We start from the raw sequence: 10,846 nt of genomic DNA, 5'->3' as shown, positions 1-10,846 counted from the left end.
TCACTTAGTTCAGTCGATTGAAGACAGTTTAAATAATCGACCTAGAAAGGTGCTAGGGTTTAGAACACCGCTTGAGGTAAAATCTAGCTTCGGGTGCGTTGCACTTCAATGTTGAATCCAAGGTGGAAAATAAATCAATGTATTCAATTTTAAGTAAAGGAATTCACGAGTTAAGCGAAAATGATTGCCTAAAAGCATTCCCAATTATCAAAATTGGTATTGAAATTATTCTTGATGAAAAGATAGAAAAATTAAACAAAGAAAAGAAGCTGGCTGAAGCTAAGAAAGCTTTATCTGAGCTAAGTAGCACTATTTAAACATAGCAAATGATTAAGATGGCCACCATCCGTGCATGTTGCGGGGTTGACTATCAACACTTAAATAGTGTGTATTCCTTCTTATCTTTCAATTTTACAAAACAGCATCACCTAGCGTTTTAACCACTTCGAAGCTGGAGGACCCTATTTATAACGACAAGGCTCAATCAGTTGTAACCAATTGAGCCAGTATTGCCTATACAGTTACTCTATCGGAGACGGCTTACCATGCGGGCTTGAGCGCAGATATTGTTTAGGCGCTTTTACTTTTGCGCCAAGCTCTGCGGCGGCATACCAAGGCCAATGCGGGTTATAAAGGATGCCGCGTGCTAAGGCAACCGCATCAGCTTGCTGCTCAGTAATGATGCTTTGCGCTTGTTGGGCGTCGGTGATTAAGCCCACTGCGATGACTGGTATATTGACGGCTTCTTTTATCGCTGTTGCAAAAGGCACTTGATAGTTCGCTCCCACAGGAATTTGCTGTTCTGGGCTAAGTCCTGCGGTGCTCACATGGATATAATCACAGCCTAATGCCTCTAATGCTTTAGACAGTTCGATCGTTTGTTCAAGGTCCCAGCCGCCCTCAACCCAATCGGTTGCAGACACACGCACACCTACTGGCTTTTCACTTGGAAATTCAGCCCGAACCGCTGTAAATACGTCAAGTAACAAGCGCATTCTGTTCTCAAGACTGCCGCCGTATTGATCATCACGTTTGTTAGAAAGTGGCGATAAAAACTGATGTAATAGATAACCGTGCGCCCCATGAATTTCAATTAAATCAAGACCCAGCGCATCTGTGCGTTTTGCCGCATTGACAAAATCGCTTATTAGCGTATCGATGTCATTTTGATCCATTGCTGTGGGTACAGTAGAATTTTTGTCATACGCAAGCGCCGACGGTGCAACCGTTTGCCAGCCGTTTGCCTGATCAGGTGCAATCGAACCGCCACCGTCCCATGGTTTTTCGGTTGACGCTTTACGCCCCGCATGGGCAAGTTGTACGCCTATCGGCATAGGGCTGTACTGTTTGATCACTGTTAGCGTCTTGTCGAGTGCTGTTTGCGTCCTTTCATCCCACAATCCTAAATCAGCATAGCTGATACGTCCTTGTGGATTGACGGCAGTGGCTTCTAAGATAAGTAATCCTGCGCCGCTCAAACTCATTTGACCTAAATGAATCGTATGCCAATCGCTTGCTGCGCCATCATTTGCAGAGTACTGGCACATAGGTGCGATGATAATACGGTTGTCTAATGTTAGTTGCCCAAGTTTCAAAGGCGAAAAAAGCTGGCTCATGATGAATCCTTAAAAAACGCGTCTAAAGGCGTGGAAAATAAAATGTAAAAGCGATATAAGTTGTTTATGGTCGATTCTTTTTAAAAGAGATATAGTGAGATTGGTATAAATTTTGCGCATCTTCTGTATTAACAGCACGCAAGAGAGATTTATCCCAGTCTCACACTATTATTAATGGTTCTATTTTATTGAGAATTGACTATATATGATGACCGCTTGAATACATGATGGGGATGAATGGTTATTTTTATAGTGACTATTGACGTTTAAGCCATGACGTGTAGGCCTAAGCCGTTTAAAACTGTTAGCAGGTATGTCTTCATATGACGTTTTACTACTAAATTTTTACTGCAATGTTTTTGCAAGATATAGGGCTACTGGGTAGCAACTACTTTTGGGTGTGATTGATGGCTATTGGATTGAGCGTTATGATTCGGCAAACGTTACTCGTAATTATGCTCAGCATAGCAGGGTTTTATGCCCTGCGTTATTTTGGTCTGGGTTGATTACTGATGGTTAAGTGTCTTCCAATATTCGCTCAGCGTCTCATGCCCTATCTATGACGCATGACTCGGATTGGTACGCATAAAGTGCGGTACAAAGTTGCAAGGGCGAGTGCGGCTATCGAACTGTTCTTTTAAAATACCTTCCCAGCCTGTGCGACATGCTCCTGACGAACCGGGCAGACAAAAAATCCCTGTACCATTTGCCATTCCCGCAATCGCACGCGACTGAATGGTTGACATGCCGATATCATCTTTTGATATTAAACGAAACATCTCACCAAAGCCATCTACAGCCTTATCAAACAATATGCTGACCGCTTCTGGCATGCTGTCACGGATATAAAAACCTGTCCCGCCTGTCGTGATAATAGCGTGAATACTTGGGTCTGCAATCCAGCCGCTAATAACGGCTCTGATCTGATAAATATCGTCGATGATTAGCTGACGATCGGCCAACTGATGACCTGCTGCTGTCAGTTGGTCAACCAAATACTGCCCCGAGGTATCCTCTGCCAGAGTACGACTGTCAGACACTGTCAAGACGGCGATATTAAGTGGGATAAATAGTGCTTGTGGCTTACTCATAAATGCTCCTTAAAAAGTTTAGCGGACGACATAATCGATGGTGTTTTTATTCACGCAATACTTTTACTCATGCAAGACATTTATCCGCGAAATACATTCTCTTGTTCAAGAGTCATCTCGATACCTTCGATGTCGGCTGAACTCGCTAAGGTAAATAGGTAGTCGCACAATGATTGATGAAAGGCTTGTTGGCTTAGCTTGTTGTGAATGGCAGGGCTGACTTTTTCATACGTCATTTGTATCCCCGATTCTTTAGACCTCTTGCAAAAGTAGCAAAGGGAATTAAAATAAGAAGACGCTCATAACTTTTTAGGAACCATGCCAAACATAGATAAGCTACTCAAACAAAGTGACGCTGGTTTTAAACGCTATACTGGCATTCATAAAGCCACCTTTTATGACATGCTTGAGGCCATGCAAGAGCATGAAGCATCTAAAACCAAATCAGGCAGACCAAGCTTGCTCAGTCTTAAGGAGCAGATACTACTAGCCCTGACTTATTGGCGTGAATACCGCACGCTTTATCATATCAGTATGGACTTTGGTATTCATGAGTCTTCTGCTAGCCGTATCATCCGTAAAGTAGAAGACACACTGATTGACTCTGGCAAGTTTGAATTGCCCAAAAAGCTGCCTAGTCGCGTCGATGAGGACATCAATTGGAGCGTCGTCATTGTTGATGCGACCGAAACCCCAATTGAGCGTCCAAAAAAAACCAAAGCGACTACTACAGCGGTAAGAAAAAACAACACACCTTAAAAGCGCAGGTTATCGTCCATTGGCAAACCGGTTTGATACTTGATGTGCAAACCTGCAAAGGGTCAATCCACGATTTTAAGCTCTATAAAGATACTTGTCCTGATTGGCTTCCTGACAATGCTAAATTACTAGCAGATAGTGGTTATCAGGGTATAGCAAAGCTACATAAGCAAACCTTCACCCCTTTTAAAAAGCCACGTGGTGGTCAGTTACTGGAGATATGCAAACAGGCCAATCACTATCTGGCAAAGTTTCGTATTGTGGTTGAGCACAAAATAGGCTTAATCAAGTTGTTCAAAATCGTGGCTCATAAATATCGTAACCGTCGTCAGCGCTATGATCTTAGAATGAAGCTGTTTGCTGGTATCATTAATTTCGAGCTAAACCTATGACTTTTGCAAGAGGTCTACTATAATTTATTGTAAGTATACCTATGGCAAACCAGTCAGGCGCTTTCACTGGTTCGGTTCCCTAGTGAGGACTTGAATTCTCGGCTATAAGATATTTTTATCAATGATCCAAGTTATTCATAATATTACGATGTACATAGCTGTGTACTTTTCAAAATAAAATGGGCAAGCTAATCCACCCAACTAATGAAACGATATACTTATTTAAGGACAGAGAATGCAACTCGAAATCAACATCGTTGACGCTTTCACCGATACCGTTTTTAAGGGAAATTCAGCAGCAGTTATTATCACTGATAGTTGGCTGAGCGCAGAATTAATGCAATCTATTGCAATGGAAAATAACTTATCCGAAACTGCCTTTTTAGTGCCAGATGAGTCAAATAAAGAAACAAATTATCATATTCGCTGGTTCTCTCCAATGACTGAGATTGATTTCTGTGGTCATGCAACCTTAGCCTCCGCTTTTGTCTTATTTAATAAGAACTCTACTTTAAAAACAATTAAGCTTTCAGCAAAAGCGGTTGGAGTATTAACAATCGTGCAAACGAGCGCTGGCAAAATACGAATGGACTTCCCGAATACTAAGCCCAAGAAATTAGATAGTATTCCAAACAGCTTATTGTCGGGTCTATCTATTGCTCCTGTTGAAGTCTATCGCAATTCGCAAGCGTATTTTGTTATTTACAATACTAAGTCCGATGTTCTAAACGTAATACGTGATAATGAAGTTTTGAAGCAACTTGCACCTTTAGATGTAGTTGTTACTTGTCAGTCTCAATCAGAAGATCTTAAATCTTACGACTTTATTTCTCGATACTTTTGGCCTGCTAATGGTGGTGATGAAGATCCAGTAACTGGATCGATTCATACTGGGCTCGCACCGTTTTGGGCAGAACGTTTGGGTAAAGATGAATTGTTAGCCTATCAGGCGTCAAGTCGAGGCGGAATACTTGAATGTGTAGTATCAGATGACCGAGTACTTATTTCTGGCAATGCAGTGCAGTATTTGACAGGATTTATCCATGTTTAGTGTATACCCCAAGGGAACCAGTTATTTTACCCTTCAAACCTATTAACAGACCACTTAAAACAGACTGGTATAATGGAACTACTAATAATAGACCGCTAGACTTTTTTAACTCTTACTCTTATGACATCACCGATACCCATTTTCTTGCATTTGATGAGCATTTTACTGACCAAAGTTCAATTTACTCATCAATGCTGAATAAGTCTTTCCGTCTTTTTCACAGTGAATCAATCACAAGTTTATAAGCAAAGCAAACCACAGCAATTCTTGCTAGAATAATCGCAGTCTTCTAACCATTATTAAGTTCACTTATGCCTGCATTTGCTATTAAACCGCTTACTATTCTTCATACCTCCGACTGGCATTTGGGACGCAGACTTTATGGGCGCATGCGTTATGAGGAATTTGAAGCCTTTTTAAGTTGGCTACAAGAGACCATTAGCGCGCATAAAGTGGACGTACTTATCGTAGCCGGTGATATCTTTGACACCATGACCCCAAGTAACAGAGCCCAAGCGCTGTATTATGAGTTTTTAGGTAAAGTATCAAAATTGTGCTGCGAGCATATAGTCATCGTCGCGGGCAACCACGACTCCCCGACTTTTTTAGATGCCCCCAGTAAAGTCTTAAAGTTTCTAAATGTCCATGTCATCGGTACTGCTTGTGACGATTTAAATGATGAAGTGTTGGTTTTAGACGCGATTGATGGCACACCGCATTGTATTATCGCCGCTGTACCCTATCTGCGCGACCGCGATGTGCGTGGTAGCCATGCTGGCGAGTCTATGGATTGCAAAGATGCCAATGTTATCAAGGGTATTCGAGCGCATTATGATGAAGTAGCTAGCATTGCCAAAGCAAGACAGGAGCATTTAAGCAACGCCCATCAGCGCCATATTCCTATTATCGCGACCGGGCATTTATTCGCCGCAGGTAGTAAGACTACAGAAGATGATGGCGTGCGCGATCTCTACGTCGGCTCGCTCGGTCAAATCTCCGCTGACATGTTTGATGATGGCTTTGATTATGTGGCACTGGGGCATTTACACGTGCCGCAGCGCGTCGGCGGCTGTGAGCATATCCGCTATTCAGGCTCGCCTATCGCCATGGGTTTTGGCGAAGCAAAGCAGCAAAAACAAGTGTTGTTGGTAGAGTTTGGCGAAGTAGAAAAATCTTTGTCTGATGAGAGTACTATTCTTCAGCCTGCCAATACCACAAGTAAGGTTGAAAAAGTCGCGAAAAAAGCAGTCATTCAAACGCCTGAATTTATGGATGACTTATTTGGCTTTGTTGAGCAAGAAGAAAGCGCCGCAATTAACGTCAATGAAGAACCCTTTACTCAGTCAAAGGCGATGCAGCTTGATTCCACTTTTACAACGTCTGATTTAACTTCCCAACGACTGCATCATGATGAGTTACGGCAAATGCAGGTAATCTCGCTGCCGATTCCTTGTTTTCAAAAACTGGCGCAGATAACGGGCGATTTGACCGCCATCGCTGCTACGATAAAATCATTAAAGTCCTCAGAGTCTATTTGGCTAGAAGTGATTTATGACGGTGATGAAATCGTCAATGAGCTGCGTGAAGAAGTGAATGCCATGATTGAGGGTTTAACTTGCGAAGTGTTAAAAATCAAAAATACGCGCACCTACAATAAAGTCCTCAATCAGCAGCAATCTTCTGTAACCTTACAAGATTTAAATGAGCTTGATGTGTTTGATAAATGCTTAGAAATCAATGGCATTGCCGATACCCAAAAAGCCTCATTACGCAGCGCCTATCAGCAGATACTCCATAATATCTACCATGATGACGTTCAAGCTGAATAAATGCGCAATGAGCGCGGCATCAAAACATAAGTTCCAAAGCCCAATCACAACCATCCATTCAAACGACAAAGACCGACACATGCGCCTAATCGAACTGCGACTCAAAAACTTAAACTCTTTAAAGGGCGAATGGCATATCGATTTCGCTGATTCCGCGTTTATCAATGAAGGCATATTTGCCATTACTGGGCAGACTGGCGCTGGCAAGACCACGATTTTGGATGCGATTTGTCTGGCGCTATATGGTGAGACGCCGCGGATCAATAACATCAGTAAAAGTAGCAACGAGGTCATGACGCGGCAAACGGCAGAGTGTTTCGCGGAAGTGGTCATTGATTTAAATGGCACGCAATATCGCTGCCGCTGGGGACAGCGCCGCGCTTATGGCAAGGCGGATGGTAATTTGCAAGATGCCACCCATGAAATCGCTTTGGTAACACCTAAAACTGACGATGACAGTAATGTCGTTAGTAAAGAGGATGAGCTTAAAGGCGATGAAATACTAGAAAGCAAACTGTCACGCACCAAAGAAAAAATTGTTGAGCTGACACGAATGGATTTTCAGCAGTTCACGCGTTCAATCTTACTGGCGCAAGGGAGTTTTTCCGCGTTTTTAAAGGCTAAGGCCGATGAGCGCGCCGATATCTTAGAAAAAATCACGGGTACAGATATCTACGCGACGATATCGACCCATGTCTTTGAAAAAAAACGCGCGGAAGAAGAAATTTTAAATAAACTACAGTTTGGCTTGGATGGTTTAACTTTGTTAGACGCCGATGAAGAAGCGCTGATTAAGGAAAAATTAACCTTGCATCAAACCGCGCAAATCAAGCAGCAACAACAGTATCAACGTCTGCAAGCGCAAATCAATTGGCTCGATACGGTGGCAGAATTAGAAAAAAACGTCGATAATCATCAAAACGAGGTTACGGTTGCCAAGCAAGCGCAGGCAGATTTCGCTCCTGACGCTAAGCGTCTTAACGCCGCCAATAAAGCCTTGGAGATTGACAGCCAATACAGTCAACTTGCCCATAATCGTAATGACGTTAAACGTTTGCAAAATGATCAGCAGGCACTAAATCATCAGCTGCCGCAGCAACAAGAGCGCCTTGCGCACGCGGTGAATGCGCTAAAAGCAGCTGACACTGATACGCAGAGCGCCTATGACGAGCTGCAAATCACGTTACCAAAAATTGCTCACGCTCGTAAGCTCGATGGGGCAATCGCCCAGCAAATGCAGGTGTTAGACGATCAGCAGCAAAGAAAACAACGCCTAGCGACCAATACGCAAGGCTTACGCCAAGAGATAGAAAATCATACCGTCCAATTCAATCAGGACAAGGCCCAGTTAGCAACGATAGAAAAATATTTGATTGACGCCGCCGCTTTGCACGATATAGATACCGATGCGGCAAATTTTGATAGTCATGGCAGCCGCTTAAAAGCGCTGCTGCAAGATAATGCCGCTTTGGCAAACGAAAAAATTGCTCATCATCAGCAATCAATCCAATATCAAACCAATCTTGATCAATGTCAGCAGCAGCAAGATGCGACCAACGCTTTGATTGCCAAAGCGCGTGAAGCGCTAGCCACTTTGCAAAAACAGCAGGTAGCATTAACCCAAACGCAGTCATTGGCTGCTATACGTGATGAGCAAGAGCAGATTGAGCACACGCACAGCCAGATAGAGCAAGTGAGCTCTAAGGCACAGCAAATTGAAGCGCTTGCTAGCCAAATCAATAAGATAAACACTGCCCTGCCGACCATTAATGATGCCTTGACCAAACTGGCGGCGAGCATTACTGACAACGAAGCGCTTATGGCAGACGCCAAAGACCGACGTCAAGATAAGCAAAAGCTGCTCGATTCATGGCAACAGGTTGCCAGTTTAGAGCGTTATATTACCCAACTAAAAGAGGGCGATCCTTGCCCGCTTTGCGGTGCGCGCGAGCATCCCTACGGCGCGCATCATCCTGTATTGAACAAAGAGCCGGCCGAAGTGACTCAAATGCAGCAGCAAATAAGCGAGCTGGATACGACGATCAATGCGCTAGAACAAACCCTATCCAAGCAGCGTATCGAATATGCCACCACACAAAATCAGATTAAGCAGTTGCACGAGCAAAAAACCCCACTCTATGAGCAGATCAAAAAACTGGGCGCGGACAGCAATGACTTAATACAGCCGCTTTTGGCTAAAACCTATTCTAACGCCGTGACTGCAAGCATGACTCAGCTTGGCCAAATTGGCATAGATATGGATTTGTTGAGTGAACAAATAGCTGACGACTCAACAGATTGCACACTGATAAAAGAGCGCTTAATAAAAGATGGTTTGTTATTACTAGAGACGATTAAAGACCAACTTAGCGAGCGCAAGCAGTCTTTAAAAGACACGCTTACACAACATGAAGCACTAAGCGATGAGCTTGCTAAAACGAATAAAACCATTGAGACGTTTGAAAAGCAGCAGTATCAGCTTGCCACTGATATTCATGAGATTAAGAGCAATAGTCAAATAATCACGCTGGCTTTGGATGCTATCGAGAAAAAAATCTCGACGAATTTTGCCGAATTAACACAGCTTAAAGACGCTATATTAGCGATATTAAATAAATATCTTGCGGGCAAGTATGAGCTAGATGCCGTTACCAAACCTGCTGCTTTACAGCCGCTGCTGGCGAGTATTGACCAGCAAGTTGTGCTAAGTAAAGCTGACTACGAGGTTCATCTTGATACGCTGCGTCAGCAGCGTAGTAGTTTGGTGCAATTAAAGCAGCAGTTTACTGCTTATAAAAATGCCCAACAAGACCTAATCACTGCGCTTAGCAGCATTACTGTACAAATCGAAACCAAGCAAGCCCAGTTGGATAAACAAAAGACTGAGCTTGATGATTTGCTGCAGACAATTACTTCGAAATCTGAGATGCTGGCGCAATTAACGGCTGAGCGGCGCGATATTTTTGCAGATAATATTTTTGCAGGTAATGTGCCAAACACTGATAATGATAATAGCAATATTAATATCAATCCTGATGCAGAAGAAGCAAGGTTACGCACTGTCCTTGAACAGGGGCATAGCGAAAAAGCAGCAGCGCAGCGGCAGTTAGATAGTGCTGAGCTTACCCTCAAACAATTACAACGACAGCAGCAGCTGCTTGCCGAGCAATTAACGACCGCTAGCATTGCTCTTGCCAAGCAAGAGGATGTCTTTAAAACCGCGCTTGCCAGCTCTGACTTTAGCGATGAAGCAGCATTCATGCGCGCGCGCCTGCCAGCTGCCGAGCGTCATCACTTAACCGAGCAGCAGCAGCAAATCAACGATACGCTCAAGCAAGCGCAATCCTTATTGACTCAAACCCTGCAAGCACTGGCGGAGAAAAAAGCCAACCCTTTAACCACTGAAGATAGAGAGTCGCTGGCTGAGCAGCAGCAATTGGCACAAAATGAATTGCAGCGCTTGATTGAAGCAATCGGCGCCATGAGCCAACAGCTCAAAGACAATGAAGAGAAAAAAGCCAACCAGCAGGCTCAGCGCCAAGCCATTGCTCAGCAAAAAGACACCTTGCAAGTCTGGCGACAGCTCAATGAACTGATAGGCTCAAGCAGTGGCAAAAAGTATCGTACCTTTGCCCAAGGTCTGACCTTTGATATCATGGTGACCCATGCCAATGCCCAGCTGCATAAAATGAGCGATCGCTATTTGCTGGCGCGTGACGACAATAGTCCGCTCGAGCTCAATGTCATTGACAACTATCAAGGTGGCGAGAGACGCAGCACTAAAAATCTCTCGGGCGGTGAAGGCTTTATTATCAGCCTAGCATTAGCGCTCGGACTGTCGCAGATGGCCAGTCATAATATTCGCGTCGATTCGTTATTTTTGGACGAAGGCTTTGGCACCCTTGATGAGGAATCACTGGATATCGCCCTCGATACCTTGACCAGCTTACAGCAAGAAGGCAAATTGATTGGCGTCATCTCGCACGTGCAGGCGCTAAAAGAGCGTATTTTGACCCAAATTCAAGTCACTAAGCTCTCAGGTGGCTTTAGTAAAATCACTGGACAAGGCTGTTATCATATTGCCAGTTAATGGCTAAAGTAATTTTAA

Annotated in this window: 8 protein-coding genes and 1 pseudogene; 6 read left to right on the top strand and 3 right to left on the bottom strand. The window is 43.8% G+C overall.

The window, feature by feature from the left end; all coding sequences use genetic code 11:
- Nucleotides 1–122: 122 nt before the first annotated feature.
- Nucleotides 123–317: a hypothetical protein gene (locus CXF58_RS07550; protein WP_180952549.1), complete on the top strand. Its 195-nt coding sequence runs from the start codon at nucleotides 123–125 to the stop codon at nucleotides 315–317.
- Between the two features lie 204 nt (nucleotides 318–521).
- Here CXF58_RS07550 and CXF58_RS07545 read toward each other — a convergent pair whose 3' ends face one another.
- The 3 genes from CXF58_RS07545 to CXF58_RS07535 form a co-directional block, all read right to left on the bottom strand.
- Nucleotides 522–1,616 carry an NADH:flavin oxidoreductase/NADH oxidase gene (locus CXF58_RS07545; RefSeq protein WP_102077081.1) on the bottom strand — a complete coding sequence of 365 codons (1,095 nt, stop codon included), beginning with the start codon at nucleotides 1,614–1,616 and terminating at the stop codon, nucleotides 522–524.
- A gap of 557 nt (nucleotides 1,617–2,173) precedes the next feature.
- On the bottom strand, nucleotides 2,174–2,707 hold the full coding sequence (moaB, locus tag CXF58_RS07540; protein ID WP_102077080.1) for a molybdenum cofactor biosynthesis protein B: 534 nt from the start codon (nucleotides 2,705–2,707) through the stop codon (nucleotides 2,174–2,176).
- Nucleotides 2,708–2,787: 80 nt separating this feature from the next.
- Complete coding sequence (locus tag CXF58_RS07535) at nucleotides 2,788–2,943, bottom strand: hypothetical protein (RefSeq protein WP_228706565.1); 156 nt, start codon at nucleotides 2,941–2,943, stop codon at nucleotides 2,788–2,790.
- Between the two features lie 82 nt (nucleotides 2,944–3,025).
- Between CXF58_RS07535 and CXF58_RS07530 the strand changes: the two genes are divergently transcribed.
- The 5 genes and pseudogenes from CXF58_RS07530 (at nucleotide 3,026) to CXF58_RS07510 (ending at nucleotide 10,828) form a co-directional block, all read left to right on the top strand.
- Nucleotides 3,026–3,466, top strand: coding sequence for a transposase family protein (locus tag CXF58_RS07530; protein WP_102077079.1), 441 nt, complete (start codon nucleotides 3,026–3,028; stop codon nucleotides 3,464–3,466).
- An 8-nt stretch (nucleotides 3,467–3,474) separates the two neighbouring features.
- Nucleotides 3,475–3,858 (top strand): annotated as a pseudogene (locus CXF58_RS07525) (transposase family protein); the annotation flags it as partial.
- Between the two features lie 235 nt (nucleotides 3,859–4,093).
- Nucleotides 4,094–4,909, top strand: coding sequence for a PhzF family phenazine biosynthesis protein (locus CXF58_RS07520; RefSeq protein WP_102077077.1), 816 nt, complete (start codon nucleotides 4,094–4,096; stop codon nucleotides 4,907–4,909).
- Between the two features lie 311 nt (nucleotides 4,910–5,220).
- On the top strand, nucleotides 5,221–6,738 hold the full coding sequence (locus tag CXF58_RS07515) for an exonuclease SbcCD subunit D C-terminal domain-containing protein (protein ID WP_102077076.1): 1,518 nt from the start codon (nucleotides 5,221–5,223) through the stop codon (nucleotides 6,736–6,738).
- 79 nt (nucleotides 6,739–6,817) lie between these two features.
- Nucleotides 6,818–10,828, top strand: a complete 4,011-nt coding sequence (locus CXF58_RS07510) for an AAA family ATPase (RefSeq protein WP_102077075.1) — start codon at nucleotides 6,818–6,820, stop codon at nucleotides 10,826–10,828.
- Nucleotides 10,829–10,846 lie beyond the last annotated feature (18 nt).

Origin of the sequence: Psychrobacter sp. Sarcosine-02u-2, assembly GCF_002836335.1 — a bacterium.
Lineage (GTDB): Bacteria > Pseudomonadota > Gammaproteobacteria > Pseudomonadales > Moraxellaceae > Psychrobacter > Psychrobacter faecalis.
The sequence above is the reverse complement of the archived record's forward strand: the minus strand, read 5'-3'. Positions and strand labels throughout refer to the sequence as shown.